This window comes from Pseudomonas sp. ASL8, from assembly GCF_056680355.1.
Genome location: NZ_CM155278.1, coordinates 4,895,476 through 4,910,249, shown reverse-complemented (window position 1 = coordinate 4,910,249; position 14,774 = coordinate 4,895,476). Strand labels below are relative to the sequence as shown.

Here is a 14,774-nt window from a genome sequence, read left to right as displayed (position 1 = left end):
GTTATTGTTTTTTTGGCTGCGGTTGAACCGCGCTGCATGAGGTATAGCTAGTTTCGTGCCATTACGCTAAGTGTATGAATTTATTGGTTATTTATTTTTTGCTGGAAATAAGAGCGCTTTTTTTGTCTCTTAACAGAGACATCGCGGGCAAGCGCGCTCCTACACTGATGGTGTTTTCCATGTAGGAGCGGGCTTGCCCGCGATGAGGATCATCTATGAAATGCACATCTCCTTAAAGAGACTAAAATCTCTTTAAAGAGACTCTACAATCCCCAGCGCTGTCATTTTTTTGTACAGCGTAGAACGTCCTAGTCCAAGCTGCTTGGCCGCTTCAATGACATTTCCCTTACAGCGCGACAGTGTCGATTCAATCAATTGCCGATCACATCGCTCACGGGCAGCGCTGAACGTTTCTAATTCAGCAGGGCCTTGAGGTATCGCGGGTGTGCTCACTGGAACAAGGGTGCCGATGGCGGCCCGAATCTCGTTGGCATCGAGGATCAGGTCGTCGCTCAGTAAGGCGGCGCGCTCCAGGACGTTTTGCAGTTCGCGGATATTGCCTGGCCAGGCATGTTGGCCGAGCAGGGTGAGGGCCTCGTGGTCCAGTTCGTGCTGGCTGCGCAGTTCCTCCAGAATGGCTTCGCTGAGCGCGGGCAGGTCGTCCAGGCGATCTCGCAGCGGTGGAACCTTGATGGGCAGGACGCTCAGGCGGTAATACAGGTCGGCGCGAAACTCGCCACGCTTGATTGCCGCTTCAAGGTCGGTCGAGGTCGCCGCGATCAGACGGATATCGCTCTGAATCACCTCATTCGAGCCGACCGGTTCGTATTCCTTTTCTTGCAGTACCCGCAGCAATTTGCTTTGCAGGGGCAATGGCATGTCCCCGATTTCATCGAGAAACAGCGTGCCGCCTTGAGCTATCTTCAGCTTGCCGGGCCGACCTTTCCGGTCAGCACCGGTAAACGCGCCGGGTGCGGTGCCGAAGAACTCGGCTTCCAGCAGGGTTTCCGGAATGGCTGCGCTGTTGATGCTGACGAAGGCTTTGTGTGCCCTGGGTGAAGCGCTGTGGATTGCATGCGCCAACAGTTCTTTGCCGGTGCCGGTTTCGCCCAGCAATAAAATCGGTGATTCGGTGCTCGCGCTGCGTCGCGCCCGGCGTTTGACTTCCAGGCTGGCTGCGCTGGTGCCGATAAAGTGGGCGAAGCTGTATTTGGCTTGTCGCGCGCGCAGTAAAGAGCGGGTGGACGCCAGTTCTTCTTGCATGCTCAGGTAGCGTTTGAGCAGGGGCGACAGGGCGTGCAGTTCGTCAAACAGGGCAAAGCCGATTGCGCCGATGACCGCGCCGGCATCGTCATGGATCGGCAAGCGCATCACCACCAACGGGTCCTTGGCCGTGTCCATCATGTCCAGGAGGATTGGCCGGCCGTTGTTGACCACCTCGCGCAACAGGCTGCCCGGAATCACGCTTTCACAGGGCTGGCCCACCGCCAGGCTGGCGTCTTGCAGCCCAAAGCGTCGGGCATAACGCTCGTTGATCCAGACGATGCGTGCTTCTTTATCGACGATGACCGTGCCTTCGCTGGACTGCTCGATAATCTCGAACAACGAACGAATCGCCAGCCGCCGTACTCGCGTGTAATCCTTGAGGCTGTCACTGTCTTTCATGGTCAAGCGAACTCCGGATGAGCCGCTGCCAGCAACTCCTTGGTGTACGGGTGTTGCGGCGAATCGAACACATCATGGCTGGCGCCATGCTCAACGACTTTGCCGTCCTTGATCACGATCAGGTCGTGAGCAAGGGCTCTAACCACCGCCAGGTCGTGACTGATGAACAGGTAGGTCAGGCCGTGTTTTTCCTGGAGCTGACGCAGCAGCGCGACGACTTGTTTCTGTACGGTGCGGTCAAGCGCAGAGGTCGGCTCGTCGAGCAGAATCAGGGCCGGCTTGAGCACCAGCGCGCGGGCGATGGCGATGCGCTGGCGCTGCCCGCCGGAAAACTCATGCGGGTAGCGATGGCGGCTTTGCGGGTCAAGGCCGACCTCTTCAAGTACCCGAATCACTTCAGCTTCGCACTGCGCTGGACTGAGTTCGCTGTGAACTTCGAGGCCTTCGCTGATGATCTGCTCAACCGACATGCGTGGGCTCAGGCTGCCGTAGGGGTCCTGGAATACCACTTGCATCTGCTTGCGCCAAGGCCGCATCTGCTTGTGGTTCAAGCCGTCCAGCGCGTGCCCCTGAAAGCGGATGCTGCCGCGCGACTCGACCAGCCGCAGGATCGCCTGGCCCAACGTGGACTTGCCCGAGCCCGACTCACCGACGATGCCCAGGGTCTTGCCGCGCTGGATGCTAAGGCTGATGTCGTCGACGGCCTTGAGGTATTCCTTATGGCGACCAAAAATGCCGCCTGCCATGGAAAACCACACGCTCAAGTTGTCGACCTGCAGCACCTTCTCACGGCTATCCCGTGGCAGAGGTTCGCCGGCAGGCTCAGCATCGAGCAGCAGTCGACTGTAAGGGTGCTGTGGATGTTTGAACAGCAGATGGCAGTTGGACTGCTCGACGATTTCACCCGCGCGCATCACGCACACGCGCTGGGCGATGCTGTGCACCAGATTGAGGTCATGGCTGATCAGCAACAGCGACATGTTCAGGCGTTGTTGCAGTTCCTTGAGCAGCAGCAGAATCTTGCGTTGCACCGTCACATCAAGGGCCGTGGTTGGCTCGTCGGCAATCAGCAGTTCAGGCTCGCAGGCCAGTGCCATGGCGATCATCACCCGCTGCCGTTGGCCGCCGGACAGTTGATGCGGGTAGGCTTTTAGGCGCTTTTGTGGATGCTGGATGCCCACCAGTTCCAGCAGTTCGAGAATTCGCCATTGGGCTGCTTTGCCGCTCAGGCCCTTGTGCAGCAGCAACGTTTCGCCGATCTGTTTGGACACCGTGTGCAAAGGGTTGAGCGAGGTCATCGGCTCCTGGAAAATCATGGCAATGCGGTTGCCGCGGAGTTCGCGCAGGGCTTTGTCATCGGCACCGATCAACTGCTGGCCGCGATAACGGATACTCCCCGTGGTCTGCGTGCCGCTTTTGGGCAGCAGTTGCAGGATCGAGTGGGCGGTCACCGACTTGCCCGAGCCCGATTCACCTACTAGCGCCAGACACTCACCGATCGGGATATCCAGGCTCAGGTTGTTGACCACGGTCTGCCCATTGAAGGCGACAGTCAGGTCGCGAATTTCAATCAGGTTGTCGGACGTTGCAGACAGAGTGTCTGACATTTCAAGACCTCGGGTCGAAGGCATCACGTAACGCTTCGCCAATAAAAACCAGTAGGGACAGGATGAGCGCCAGGGTGAAGAACGCCGTCAGGCCGAGCCAGGGGGCTTGTAGGTTCTGCTTGCCCTGACCGATCAGTTCGCCCAAAGAGGCGCTGCCCGCAGGCATGCCGAACCCGAGAAAATCCAGCGCGGTCAGGGTCGAGATCGCCCCGGTCAGAATAAACGGCAGGTAGCTCAATGTGGCGTTCATGGCGTTGGGCAGGATATGGCGCATGATCACCTTGCTGTCATCCAGGCCCAGCGCTCGGGCTGCCTTGACGTATTCCAGGTTGCGTCCTCGCAGGAATTCGGCGCGCACCACATCCACCAAGGTCAGCCAGGAGAAAAGCGCCATGATCCCCAGGAGCCACCAGAAATTCGGTTCGACAAACCCCGACAGAATGATCAGCAGATAAAGCACCGGCAGGCCGGACCAGACTTCCAGCAAGCGCTGGCCGATCAAATCAACCCAGCCCCCGTAATAGCCTTGCAGCGCGCCAGCTGCAATGCCGATCAGCGTGCTGATAAAGGTCAGGGCCAAGGCAAACAGGATCGACACTCGCGCCCCGAAAATCACCCGTGCCAGCACGTCGCGCGACTGGTCGTCGGTGCCCAGCCAGTTGGTGGTGGTCGGTGGGCTGGGCGCTGGACGGGTCAGCTCATAGTTGGGAGTGTCGTCGCTAAAAGGAATGGGCGGGAACAGCATCCAGCCACCGTCCTTGGCGATTAACGTGCGCACGTAATCGCTTCGGTAATCCGGCTGGAAGGGCAGTTGTCCGCCGAATTCCTGCTCGGTGTAGCGTTTGAACGCCGGGAAATACAACGAATGCTGGTAACTGAGTACCAGCGGCTTGTCGTTGGCGATCAATTCGCCGCCCAGGGTCAGCAGGAACAGCCCGACGAATAGCCATAGTGCCCACCAGCCTCGACGGTTGTGGCGAAAGCGATCGAAGCGGCGGCGGCCTAGTGGGGAAAGTCTGAACATCAGGCGTTCCTCGCACTGAAATCGATTCGAGGGTCGACCAGCGTGTAGCAGACATCGCCGATCAGTTTTATCACGAGGCCGAACAGGGTAAAGATGAACAACGAGCCGAATACCACCGGATAGTCCCGCGACACGGCAGCTTCGTAGCTCATGCGGCCCAGGCCATCGAGGGAGAAAATCACTTCGATCAACAGCGAGCCGGCGAAAAATACGCTGATGAATGCTTGAGGAATGCCCGCTACCACCAGCAACATGGCGTTGCGGAACACATGGCCGTACAGCACGCGACGCTCGCTTAACCCCTTGGCCCGTGCCGTGACCACGTATTGGCGCGTGACTTCGTTGAGAAACGAGTTTTTGGTCAGGATGGTCAGTGTGGCAAAACCGCCGATCACCAAGGACGCCACAGGCAGTACCAGATGCCAGAAGTAATCGGCGATCTTGCCCACGGTCGACAATTGCTGAAAGTTTTCCGACACCAGGCCGCGCACCGGGAACCAGTTCAATGAAGTGCCACCGGCAAATACCACTACCAGCAACATGGCAAACAGAAAGGCCGGCATGGCATAGCCGATGATGATGGCGGTACTGCTCCAGATATCGAAGTGGCTGCCATGTTTGACGGCTTTGCGGATGCCCAGCGGAATCGAGATCAGGTAGGTGATCAGCGTCGCCCACAGCCCGAGAGATATCGAGACGGGCATCTTCTGCAGGATCAGGTCTGTCACTTTGGCGCCGCGAAAGAAGCTGTTGCCAAAATCCAGTTGGGCGTAGTTCTTGAGCATCAGCCAGAGACGTTCGTGGAGCGGTTTGTCAAAGCCATACTGGTGTTCAATTTCCTTGATCAGCTTGGGATCAAGGCCGCGACTGGCGCGTGAAGCATTGCTGCCGCCGACCGACTCTGCCGCCGCGCCACCGACTGCAGTGCTGGCGCCGCCGATGCCTTGCAGTCGGGCAATCGCCTGTTCTACCGGCCCGCCAGGTGCAGCCTGAACGATAAAAAAATTGACCAGCAGGATGCACAGCAGCGTGGGGATGATCAGTAGCAACCGTCGCAGCAGATAACCGAGCATTCAATTCACCTCCGCTGGGTTGGCCGAAGCACCGCGCTTGGCCGCGAATTGTTCGTTTGTCAGCGCAGCCGGGCTGATTTCCCACCAGGTCTCGACGGCTTCACCGTTGCTCGCCTGCACGGCTGGAATGCCAAAACGGTTCCACCAGACGGTGGCCGAGCCAGGCGGGTAATAGTTGGGAATCCAGTAGTAACCCCATTGCAACACCCGGTCCAGGGCGTGGGCGTAGTTGACCATGGTCGATTTTTTATCGGCCTTGACCAAATTACTGATCAGGCTGTCGACAGCGGGGTCCTGTAACACCATGTAGTTGCTCGAGCCTGGGTCCTTGGCGCCTTTGGAGCCGAAGCAGTTATATAACTCCGCTCCGGGCGAGGACGACACAGGATAGCCGCTGACGATCATGTCGTAATCCCGGGCCATAACTCGATTGAGGTACTGCGCAGCGTCGATGCGGCGAATGTCGAACGTAACCCCGATTTGCGCCAGATTGCGCTTGTAAGGCAGTAGCAGTCGCTCGAACCCGGCCTGGCCATTGAGGAAAGTGAAACTCAGTGGTTCGCCAGCAGCGTTGACCAACTTGTCGCCCTGGGGCATCCAGCCCGCTTCTTCCAGCAGCCCGAGAGCCTTTAACTGCTTGTCGCGGATGAACCCTGAGCCATCGGTTTTCGACGCCTGGAATACCTGGGTGAATACCTCGCCCGGAACCTGGCCGCGCAATGGCTCGAGAATCTTCAACTCTTCAGCATTGGCGGCGTGATCAGCAGCCAGCGGTCCATTAGAGAAGTAGCTGCTCTGACGCACATACACGTTGTGCATCATCTGCCGGTTGCTCCACTCAAAATCCCAGAGCATGGACAACGCTTCGCGTACCCGGCGGTCTTGAAACATGGGCCGTTGCAGATTGAAAACAAACCCCTGCGAGCTCTGTATGGCGCCTTTGGCCAACTGCGCCTTTTGCAAGCGACCATCGCTCAGGGCTGGGCTGTCATAACCGATGGAGTAGCTGGTTGCCGAGTACTCACGGTTGTAATCGTAGGCGCCGCCGCGCAGCACTTGGCGGGCAACGTCGATGTCGCCAAAGTATTCGACGCTGAACTGATCGAAGTTATAGAAACCGCGGCTGACCGGCAGGTCCTTGCCCCACCAGTTCGGGTCGCGTTCGAACGTGATGCTACGTCCGGCATCGACTTTGCTCACTTTATAGGGACCGCTGCCCAACGGAATTTCAAAACCGCCACCGTTCGCGAAGTCGCGGGTTTTCCACCAATGCTCGGGGAAAACCGGCAGTGAGGCCAGATCCAACGGCAGGGTGCGGTTATCATTGTTTTTGAAGTCGAAGCGGATCTGTGTCGGCGACTCGACCTCGACGTTCTTCACTTCTTCGAACTGAGTGCGGTATTGCAGGCTGCCCTGGGTCATCAGCAGATTGAAGGTGTAACGCACATCTTCAGCGGTTATCGGCGTGTCATCAGCGAAACGTGCGTTGGGATTGAGGAAGAAACGCAAGGACAAGCCGTCTTCACTGCGCTCCATCTGCTGCGCGACCAAACCGTAAACCGTGTAGGGCTCGTCCAGCGAGCGCACCGCGAGCGGGGAATAGAGCAGGCCGCTGAGCTGCGAGACGCCGGTGCCCTTGTCGATATAGGGCAGCAAGTGGTCGAACTGGCCAATTTCCTGCGCCGAACGACGCATGCTGCCACCTTTGGGGGCATCAGGGTTGACGTAGTCGAAGTGGGTGAATGTGGCTGGATATTTGGGCTGCTCGCCATAGACAGTCAGGGCATGCTGGGGGGCTGCGGACACGTATTGAAAGCCTGAAATCAAGGCTAGCGCTGCGAAAATCAGTGATGAAAAAACAAAACGCATTGCTCGATCCTGACTGACGTCCGCAAGCGAATGTCAGGGTTAAGGGTAAAAAAACCAAGGCCTTGAAGAAACCTGCTGGGTCACAGGCTGCATTGTGTCTGAATGCCGAGAGTGAATAGCCGCGCGGTAACGATGTCACTGACATATGAAGTTGCACAATCTGTTTTTTTGCCCGGCGGCATGAATGGCTTGAATAACCCAGGCCATTGGGGAGTTCTGGAGAGGAGGGAGCACACATAAAAACGGCCCGTCAGGCAGACGGGCCGTTTGAGGCGATCAGCGGCGGACTATCAGTCCTGGCGGCTGGTCACTTCCAGCAAGTGATAACCGAACTGGGTTTTCACGGGGCCTTGTACGACGTTGACTGGCGCGCTGAACACGACAGTGTCGAATTCCTTAACCATCTGGCCTGGACCGAACGAGCCCAGATCGCCGCCTTGACGGCTGGAAGGGCAGCTCGAATTGGCTTTGGCGACTTCGGCGAAATCAGCGCCGGCTTCGATTTGGGTTTTCAGTTCGTTGCACTTTTCTTCGCTGGCAACAAGGATGTGGCGGGCAGTGGCTTTAGCCATGGGAACGTACTCCTGTCAAAAAAAGGAAGAGCCTACCGGATTAAGGAAGGCATTTCTCGCGAAAGTTCCTTCCAGCGTCCCAGCGGTCAGCTTCGCTTTGGATGTTTTATAAACCTTCGCTTTTAAGCCGCATGGCGTGTTCCACATAGAGCTTGATCGGGTCGACGCCTTTTCGCACTGCGCCTGCAGTTTGATTCACCGTGTCCAGGTGATCCATCGCATAGTCCGAGCGGATCACCTTGCCCAAGTGCGAGATGTAACGGCCGACGAAGCCGTCATTTTGCTCTTTCTCGTTCTGGAATAGTTGTGCATAGCTGCGACACGCCAAGTGCAGCGGGTCCACGATGTTGTGCCCTTCTTCGAATAGCGTTCCTTTGATGACCCCACTCCAGGAGTAATAACGCACACCGTCCACCTGCTCAGCGCCTTCACCGCCCCAGGTTGCGGGCAGGCCTTGCGGGTATTTTTGGTTGAATGAGGCAACGCCTTCTGTGGTCAATGCGTCAAGCGCCTGTAGGGTGTCTTGCGGCAGTTGGGGATTACCGCTGAGCAAGGCCAAAAAGTGCGCAAACCCTGCGATCAGGGTGGCAGCAACTTTTTCCGGTAGTGCTCCGGGCGTAAAAGCCTTACGCAGCTGGTCCGCCAGCTCCGAGCCATGATTGGCGCCGCTGACAGAAGTTACCGAGGCGATGTGTTCTGGATGGGTCGCGGCGGCATAACGCGCCGCCAGCGGGCCTTGGCTGTGGGCAATCAGATTGACTTTCTGTGAGCCGGTTTGCTCCAGGATGTGGGCGATCTGTACGAGCAGTTGCTCACCACGGACTTCGTTGCTGTGGGCGCCGGACAGGGAGGGTACGTACACCCGGGCGCCGGCGTTTTCCAGCGCTTCTTTTATGCCATGAAAAATGGTGATGTTGCCGATCCGCTCGAAGCCGAACAGGCCGTGGACCAGCAGTATGGGGAATTTTGTTGTCGCGTGAGCGTTCATCGTTGACCTGTGTGTTTGCCTGGAATGTGCAAACCACATTAGCTGCAGATGGGCCGTCGCAATGGCCCTGGATTTTGCCTCGGTAGTGCCGGCGACACAGGCGCTTGATTCAGTGGTTGAGGGCCAGTCCGGCAGACTGCGTGGCGTGCAGCGGCATGCACGTCCACCGGGTCTTGTTTCGGAGAGCGACCGGGAGGGTTCCCGACAACCTGTGCCGGGATAACCGCGCGGTCCAGATGCTTTTTATGGCTGAAAAAAAGCAGGTCGGCTACGGGCTGCCAGCCGATTTCCTGCTCCGGTCAACATGTGCTCGCTGCCTGGCGCCGCAAGGCGGTCGCCGCGTCGCGCAATAACTGCTCGGTACCGTCCCAGCCCAGGCAACCATCTGTGACCGAAACTCCGTAACGCAAGGTTTCGCTCAGTGGCTGGCACCCTTCAAACAGATGGCTTTCCAGCATCATGCCGATCAACGACCGGTCGCCCTGCAAGCGCTGCTCAAGCACATCGTTGAATACTTCAGGCTGACGCAGCGGGTCTTTGCCACTGTTGGCGTGGCTGCAATCGACCATGATTCGCGTCGGGATGCCGACCTTTTCCAGGCGGGTGCGTACGCTCGCAATGCTTTGACTGTCGTAGTTAGTCCCGCGATGACCGCCGCGCAAGACCATGTGCGTGTCCGGGTTGCCCCGGGTTTCAATGATCGCTGGATGACCGTGTCGATCAATGCCGAAATGCCGATGCGCATGCGCCGCTGAACGCATGGCGTCGGTAGCAATCGCGACTCCGCCATCCGTGCCGTTCTTGAAGCCGACAGGCATTGCCAAACCACTGGCCATTTCCCGATGGATCTGCGATTCGGTGGTCCTTGCGCCTATGGCCACCCAACTGAGCAGATCGTCGAAGTAACCGGCTACCATGGGCTGCAGGATTTCGGTGGCGATGGGCAGGCCCATACGCAGCATGTCGCGCATCAGTTCGCGGGACAGTGCCAGGCCACCGGCCATGTCGTCACTGCCATCAAGCTGCGGATCGTAGGCCAATCCTTTCCAGCCAACCGTGGTGCGTGGTTTTTCGACGTAGGCACGCATCACCAGCATCAGTTGATCGTCGACCTCAGTGGACAGCTTTGCCAGCCGTTCGGCGTATTCGAGGGCAGAGCGCGGGTCGTGGATCGAGCAAGGGCCGACGATCACTAACAGGCGGGAGTCTTCACCGTCGAGAATCGCACGGGCCGCTTGGCGATGGGCTGCAACCTGATGGCTAAGGGCAACGTCGAGGGGCAACTGGTGTTTGAGTTGCAGGGTGCTGGGTAGACGCTGTGGGGCAGGGACGCTGTCGATCAGGGTCACACTGTGGGGCAACAGGTCAGAGAGAGGTTTTACGGCGACGGATGAGTTCATGTTCTGGCTTCCTGGGCGGGCGCGGGGGATTTCCGCGCTCGACGCCCTATTGGGGTGTTCGACAATTGGCCGTACTGGCCTTTAGTGCTGTCTTGCCACCTGAAAGTGACCGGTCGGAGGCGGCAGGCTGTCCCGAGCGGAGGCTGCTAAATCGCCAGATGAAGCTGATGTCGTTGCGGTAATAAGTGGCGTAGTTCATGTCGTGTTCCTTGATTCGATTCAATGGGGTTGCAATTCAGTACAAGCAGATGTTTCTGGTGGCCCGAAAAAACAAAACCCCCGGTCGGGTAGCCGGCCGGGGGTAGAGAATTCTCTGGTTGGCGGCCCTTTTAGTGTGGGCGCCGTATGGGTATCAGGCGCGCCAGTGGCTAAACCAATACCCAAAATAAGAGTTGACCTGCTGGGAGACTGCGCATTGTACATTCCACGCAGCCACTGCCGTTACCGGGCGTTGGACGCTGGTAAAATTGCAGTTCGGCGATTGGATGTGCGACATGGCGGCTCTCCAGTAGGTACAGTGAGCTTACTGTAGACAGGGCTTTGGGTTCAATGGGGTATTTCCATCGGGTCTCAAAACACTACGTCTTTTGCGTGCTGCCAGTGCTGGCGGAGATCTGTCACGGATAGCCAATCGGGATTTGCAAGGCTGATCAGCCAGGGCTGTGCCTGTGGTTGATTGAAGCGCTAGGGGGTAGGGATGACTGTGAAGCTTCGCAAGGCCACCGCTGCCGATCTGAGTTTTGCTCGTGAGCTGACGAGGGTGAATATGCGTGAGTATTACGCCGAATATGCTCGGGTTTGGCAGGGGCAGTCGTTTGATGATGAGTGGGAGGCACGCCAGAGCTTCATCATCAACAAGGCAGACAAGCCTGTCGGCTTTCTCAGTTTCAGCCTGGAGCCGCACTATTTGTATCTGCGCGATGTGCAGTTGTGCGAACCCTACCGAGGCGAGGGCATCGGGGGGTGGGTGATGGGGCAGATAACGTCGATGGCTTACGCGTTAGGGGCCAGGAGCATCCGGCTGAAAGTGTTTAAAAGTAATCCAGCGGTGCAATTGTATCGACGGCAGGGCTACGAGGTTGTCGGGCAAGAGAAGGCGTTGTTCTGGATGGAGCGTATATTAGAGGGCTCAGCTGTTTGCCGAGAGTAATCGACCACGCTTCGTCTAGACTGTTTCAACAGGTACATCAACCAAGGTACTGTGAGGCGATGCATCGTTTGCGGGCGTTAGTCGAGCGCCAATGCGGGACCCAACACTTTGTCGGTGGGTATGCTGCCGATTTTCATTCCCAGCAAAACTGCTACTTTGTGAGCTTCTCCGCGCCGACCTTTTTTGCGCCCTGCAAGTACTTGATAGGTAGTGGCCGGGTCAATGCTGTTTTCCCGAGCGAACTCCTGAACAGATTTACCTTGTTGTTCAAGCCAGGCCTTGGCTTGTGCAGCGGTGCGTATTCCGGGCATAGTTCAAAACCGTTCAAATTAGTTTAACTTAGCTCGATTCTACCATTCGTAAGGATGGGGTCAACAGGATTATGCATTCAAATGAGTGGAATAGGTTCCAGGCTACGAAAAGAAAGAGAACGCCTAGGGCTGTCTCAACGAGCTTTTGGTGAAATAGGTGGTGTAGAAGCGAATGCTCAGGGAAAGTATGAAAGCGGCGACCGCGCCCCAAAGGCGGATTATCTGGCGGCTGTAGCAGCCAGAGGCGTGGACGTTTTGTTTGTACTCACCGGCACCCATACCCCGACGCCTGTCGATAACCTGAGCCAGACGGAAGAAAAAATACTGGGAAGTTTCAGAACCTTGCATAAAGAAGACCAGGACGCCATCAGGCGACTGACCACGACCATGGCTGAGCTGTCTGCGTCATACGCAACCAACAATAAGGCAACGTCAGAGGAGGGGTAGGCGGGCTTGTCTTTTAAGGTTTTCAGAAAAAAATCAAATATATGAATACGTTAGTGGTAGCGTGTGTAACACGCTGTCCACGCATCGACTTTGCACCAATATCGAGCTTCGGGCTAGGTCTTGCGCGCCGTTTTTGCTAAGGTCACAGCCTTTGTTATGACCGTTTTGTGAGGTGTCTGCTTGATTAGGGTGCTAGTAGTCGATGACCATGATCTCGTTCGAACAGGCATTACACGGATGTTGGCCGATATCGATGGCTTGCAGGTAGTCGGGGAGGCTGATTCAGGTGAAGAGTCCCTGAAACAAGCGCGTGAGCTAAAACCCGATGTTGTGTTGATGGACGTCAAGATGCCTGGCATAGGCGGTCTGGAAGCAACCCGCAAGTTGCTACGCAGTCATCCCGACATTAAAGTTGTGGCTGTGACGGTGTGTGAAGATGACCCATTCCCGACCCGGCTGTTGCAAGCAGGCGCGGCAGGTTACATGACCAAGGGTGCAGGCCTTGCTGAAATGGTTCAGGCCATCCGGCTTGTTTTTGCCGGGCAGCGCTATATCAGCCCGCAGATCGCCCAGCAACTCGCGCTCAAGTCTTTTCAGCCGCAAAGTAATAATTCGCCGTTCGACCTGCTGTCGGAGCGCGAAATTCAGATTGCCCTGATGATCGTGGGTTGCCAGAAAGTCCAGGCTATCTCCGATAAACTGTGCCTGTCGCCCAAAACCGTGAACACCTACCGTTACCGTATCTTTGAAAAGCTCTCGATCAGCAGCGATGTCGAGCTGGCCTTGTTGGCGGTACGTCACGGCATGGTCGATGCCAGTCTCTGAAATGACCCAACCGTTCGATCCAGGCGCATTTCTTTCAACCTGCAGTGGCCGTCCCGGCGTGTATCGCATGTTCGATGCCGAGGCACGCCTGCTGTATGTCGGCAAAGCCAAGAATCTGAAAAAGCGGCTTGCCAGCTATTTCCGCAAGACGGGGCACGCGCCCAAAACCGGTGCGCTGGTCGCTCGAATCGCACAGATCGAAACCACCATCACCGCCAATGAGACTGAAGCCCTGCTGTTGGAGCAGACACTCATCAAGGAGTGGCGGCCGCCTTACAACATCCTGCTGCGCGACGATAAGTCTTATCCCTACGTCTATCTGTCGGACAGTGATTACCCGCGGCTGAGCATCCATCGCGGCGCAAAGAAGCCCAAAGGTCGATACTTCGGTCCGTATCCAAGCGCCGGTGCTATTCGGGAAAGTCTGAGTCTGCTGCAAAAAACCTTTCTGGTTCGTCAATGCGAAGACAGCTATTTCAAGAATCGCACCCGTCCGTGTTTGCAGTACCAGATCAAGCGTTGCAAGGGGCCCTGTGTCGGCCTGGTCGAGCCTGAGGTATATGCCCAGGACGTGCGGCACTCGATCATGTTTCTCGAGGGACGCAGCAACGCGCTGACTGACGAGCTTAATGCCGCCATGGAAAAAGCCGCCATGACCCTGGATTTTGAACGTGCCGCCGAACTGCGTGATCAGATCTCGCTTTTGCGCCGTGTCCAGGATCAACAGAGCATGGACGGCGGAACCGGCGACGTAGATGTGGTCGCGGCGTTCGTCAATCCGGGTGGCGCCTGTGTTCACTTGATCAGCGTGCGCGGTGGGCGCGTGTTGGGCAGCAAGAGCTTTTTTCCTCAGGTGGGTATCGAGGAGGAGGTGGGCGAAGTCATGGCAGCATTCCTGGCTCAGTATTTCCTGGGGGGGCATGACCGTGAGCTGCCGAGCGAAGTTATCGTCAACGTGGTTCATGAGGACTTTCCGACCTTGATCGACGCGATTGAAGCGTTGCGAGGGCATGAAATGACCATCAGTCATCGGGTCCGGGGTACGCGGGCGCGCTGGCAACAATTGGCCGTGACCAATGCCGAGCAGGCATTGTCGGCACGCCTGGCCAACCGTCAGCACGTGACAGCTCGTTTTGACGCGCTGGCCAAGGTATTGAACCTCGACGAATCACCACAACGCCTTGAGTGTTACGACATCAGTCACTCCAGTGGTGAGGCGACGGTCGCTTCCTGCGTGGTCTTCGGTCCAGAAGGGCCGATAAAGTCGGATTATCGGCGCTACAACATCGAAGGCGTCACGGCTGGCGACGATTATGCAGCGATGCACCAGGCCCTGACTCGTCGCTTCAGCAAGCTCAAAGAGGGAGAGGGCAAGTTGCCCGATATCCTGTTGGTAGATGGCGGCAAGGGGCAGTTATCCATGGCCCGCGATGTACTGAACGAACTGGCGGTGCCCGATTTGATCCTGCTGGGCGTTGCCAAGGGGGCCACACGCAAGGCAGGATTCGAGACGCTGTACCTCAACGACGCTGCGCATGAGTTCACCTTGCCTGGCGATTCTCCGGCATTGCACCTGATCCAGCAGATCCGTGACGAAGCTCACCGCTTCGCCATCACCGGGCATCGCGCGCGACGCGGGAAGACACGGCGCACCTCGACTCTTGAGGGCGTGGCCGGTGTCGGCCCGACTCGGCGCCGCGACCTGCTCAAACACTTCGGTGGATTGCAGGAATTGTCCCGCGCCAGCGTTGAAGAAATAGCCAAAGCACCCGGAATTAGTAAAAAGCTCGCAGAGTCGATTTATGCAAACCTGCACAGCGAGTAGAATGCTCGCTCACCTCGT

At 57.3% G+C, this 14,774-nt stretch carries 13 protein-coding genes; 4 read left to right on the top strand and 9 right to left on the bottom strand.

What is annotated here, in order from left to right; all coding sequences use genetic code 11:
* Positions 1-252: 252 nt before the first annotated feature.
* From AC1MEA_RS22630 to AC1MEA_RS22595, 8 genes are all read right to left on the bottom strand, one after another.
* On the bottom strand, positions 253-1,665 hold the full coding sequence (locus AC1MEA_RS22630; RefSeq protein WP_219060135.1) for a sigma-54 interaction domain-containing protein: 1,413 nt from the start codon (positions 1,663-1,665) through the stop codon (positions 253-255).
* A gap of 2 nt (positions 1,666-1,667) precedes the next feature.
* On the bottom strand, positions 1,668-3,296 hold the full coding sequence (locus tag AC1MEA_RS22625; protein ID WP_219060134.1) for an ABC transporter ATP-binding protein: 1,629 nt from the start codon (positions 3,294-3,296) through the stop codon (positions 1,668-1,670).
* Positions 3,274-4,296 (bottom strand): ABC transporter permease, encoded by a 1,023-nt coding sequence (locus AC1MEA_RS22620; protein WP_480417480.1) that lies wholly within the window; start codon positions 4,294-4,296, stop codon positions 3,274-3,276. Before AC1MEA_RS22620 ends, AC1MEA_RS22625 begins: the two co-directional genes overlap by 23 nt.
* Positions 4,296-5,369, bottom strand: coding sequence for a microcin C ABC transporter permease YejB (locus AC1MEA_RS22615; RefSeq protein WP_219060132.1), 1,074 nt, complete (start codon positions 5,367-5,369; stop codon positions 4,296-4,298). The genes AC1MEA_RS22620 and AC1MEA_RS22615 overlap by 1 nt, the downstream gene beginning before the upstream one ends.
* A complete protein-coding gene (locus tag AC1MEA_RS22610) occupies positions 5,370-7,238 on the bottom strand; it encodes an extracellular solute-binding protein (protein WP_480417479.1) in 1,869 nt (622 codons plus the stop codon).
* A gap of 290 nt (positions 7,239-7,528) precedes the next feature.
* Positions 7,529-7,810: a peptidylprolyl isomerase gene (locus tag AC1MEA_RS22605; protein ID WP_219060130.1), complete on the bottom strand. Its 282-nt coding sequence runs from the start codon at positions 7,808-7,810 to the stop codon at positions 7,529-7,531.
* A gap of 106 nt (positions 7,811-7,916) precedes the next feature.
* Positions 7,917-8,798, bottom strand: a complete 882-nt coding sequence (locus AC1MEA_RS22600) for a lipase family alpha/beta hydrolase (RefSeq protein WP_480417478.1) — start codon at positions 8,796-8,798, stop codon at positions 7,917-7,919.
* Between the two features lie 299 nt (positions 8,799-9,097).
* On the bottom strand, positions 9,098-10,198 hold the full coding sequence (locus AC1MEA_RS22595) for a 3-deoxy-7-phosphoheptulonate synthase (RefSeq protein ID WP_480417477.1): 1,101 nt from the start codon (positions 10,196-10,198) through the stop codon (positions 9,098-9,100).
* 697 nt (positions 10,199-10,895) lie between these two features.
* On the opposite strand from AC1MEA_RS22595, the gene AC1MEA_RS22590 reads away from it, so the two are divergent.
* Complete coding sequence (locus tag AC1MEA_RS22590; protein WP_219060127.1) at positions 10,896-11,348, top strand: GNAT family N-acetyltransferase; 453 nt, start codon at positions 10,896-10,898, stop codon at positions 11,346-11,348.
* 77 nt (positions 11,349-11,425) lie between these two features.
* Here the strand turns inward: AC1MEA_RS22590 and AC1MEA_RS22585 are convergent, their stop codons facing one another.
* Complete coding sequence (locus AC1MEA_RS22585; protein WP_219060126.1) at positions 11,426-11,659, bottom strand: DNA-binding protein; 234 nt, start codon at positions 11,657-11,659, stop codon at positions 11,426-11,428.
* An 81-nt stretch (positions 11,660-11,740) separates the two neighbouring features.
* Between AC1MEA_RS22585 and AC1MEA_RS22580 the strand changes: the two genes are divergently transcribed.
* The 3 genes from AC1MEA_RS22580 to uvrC all read left to right on the top strand — a co-directional run bounded on the left by AC1MEA_RS22580 (position 11,741) and on the right by uvrC (position 14,756).
* Complete coding sequence (locus tag AC1MEA_RS22580) at positions 11,741-12,106, top strand: helix-turn-helix domain-containing protein (protein ID WP_219060125.1); 366 nt, start codon at positions 11,741-11,743, stop codon at positions 12,104-12,106.
* 180 nt (positions 12,107-12,286) lie between these two features.
* Entirely contained in the window at positions 12,287-12,931 is a 645-nt protein-coding gene (gacA, locus tag AC1MEA_RS22575) for a response regulator transcription factor GacA (protein ID WP_219060124.1), read from the top strand.
* 1 nt (position 12,932) lies between these two features.
* Positions 12,933-14,756: an excinuclease ABC subunit UvrC gene (gene uvrC, locus AC1MEA_RS22570; RefSeq protein ID WP_219060366.1), complete on the top strand. Its 1,824-nt coding sequence runs from the start codon at positions 12,933-12,935 to the stop codon at positions 14,754-14,756.
* Positions 14,757-14,774 lie beyond the last annotated feature (18 nt).

Coding starts and splice junctions, on each gene's coding strand:
- AC1MEA_RS22630 (WP_219060135.1), bottom strand. CDS start 1,665: ATGAAAGACAGTGACAGCCTCAAGGATTACACGCGAGTACGGCGGCTG.
- AC1MEA_RS22625 (WP_219060134.1), bottom strand. CDS start 3,296: ATGCCTTCGACCCGAGGTCTTGAAATGTCAGACACTCTGTCTGCAACG.
- AC1MEA_RS22620 (WP_480417480.1), bottom strand. CDS start 4,296: ATGTTCAGACTTTCCCCACTAGGCCGCCGCCGCTTCGATCGCTTTCGC.
- AC1MEA_RS22615 (WP_219060132.1), bottom strand. CDS start 5,369: ATGCTCGGTTATCTGCTGCGACGGTTGCTACTGATCATCCCCACGCTG.
- AC1MEA_RS22610 (WP_480417479.1), bottom strand. CDS start 7,238: ATGCGTTTTGTTTTTTCATCACTGATTTTCGCAGCGCTAGCCTTGATT.
- AC1MEA_RS22605 (WP_219060130.1), bottom strand. CDS start 7,810: ATGGCTAAAGCCACTGCCCGCCACATCCTTGTTGCCAGCGAAGAAAAG.
- AC1MEA_RS22600 (WP_480417478.1), bottom strand. CDS start 8,798: ATGAACGCTCACGCGACAACAAAATTCCCCATACTGCTGGTCCACGGC.
- AC1MEA_RS22595 (WP_480417477.1), bottom strand. CDS start 10,198: ATGAACTCATCCGTCGCCGTAAAACCTCTCTCTGACCTGTTGCCCCAC.
- AC1MEA_RS22590 (WP_219060127.1), top strand. CDS start 10,896: ATGACTGTGAAGCTTCGCAAGGCCACCGCTGCCGATCTGAGTTTTGCT.
- AC1MEA_RS22585 (WP_219060126.1), bottom strand. CDS start 11,659: ATGCCCGGAATACGCACCGCTGCACAAGCCAAGGCCTGGCTTGAACAA.
- AC1MEA_RS22580 (WP_219060125.1), top strand. CDS start 11,741: ATGAGTGGAATAGGTTCCAGGCTACGAAAAGAAAGAGAACGCCTAGGG.
- uvrC (WP_219060366.1), top strand. CDS start 12,933: ATGACCCAACCGTTCGATCCAGGCGCATTTCTTTCAACCTGCAGTGGC.